Source organism: Peribacillus sp. P4_C12, from assembly GCF_056402095.1.
The window spans coordinates 1-722 of record NZ_JBFUIB010001079.1 but is presented as its reverse complement, the minus strand read 5'-3'; the positions used below and the strand labels follow the sequence as shown (position 1 = coordinate 722).

Annotated in this window: 1 protein-coding gene; it reads left to right on the top strand. The window is 31.0% G+C overall.

Annotated elements, in window-relative coordinates; genetic code table 11:
* A partial coding sequence (locus AC1DUW_RS31430; RefSeq protein ID WP_477644523.1) for a hypothetical protein occupies positions 1 to 478 on the top strand: 478 nt, incomplete at its 5' end.
* Positions 479 to 722 lie beyond the last annotated feature (244 nt).

Below are 722 nucleotides of genomic sequence, written 5' to 3'. Positions count from 1 at the left end.
CACAAGCATTGTTGAATCGGTATCCTATACAGGGCATGTATCTAAAAACGGTGGCTTTCACTTTTTAGCTTTAGGTAATTATTTATGGGAAAGTATGCTTCTAGTTTTCCTTATTTTACTGTTGATACTTGTTTTATCGAACTTTCTATCCATCTTTTTAAAGAATACATTTACTATTTATATAGCTACAATCGCAATTTTTACAGTAGGATATGTAGTCAGCACCCAAATTCTAGAAGATTATTCCTACCTATCCCCTTTTACGTATCTTGATATTCCCAAAGTGGTTAACGGGGAGTTAACAATGGTTTTGAATCAACCCGGCATACAGGTTAAAACTGGATGTATTGTCCTTATTGTTTCAACTGTCATCGTGTTAATAACAGGGTACCTATCATTTTATTTGAAAACCCGGACTCACCGTCCATTAAAAATAGGAAGAAGAAGTAAAGACTTATCAAATAAATTGAAGGTATAAGGAAATAAATTTAATGTTCTCAATTCTTATGGAGATATAAAAAAGACAATTGAAAATGTTAATCCATTTAATCTATTGCTTTCATTTCCAACATGCTATTTTGTTTTCACTAAAAAGTTTAACGGAACTGAAAGTGAAATTTACCCTACAATAGCAAGTGTTTTAACAACAGAATAGGGAACAAAGTTTAATAACAAAAAATTGAAACGTAATTAATATTTTTTGCTGCATAGTTTCTCTGATC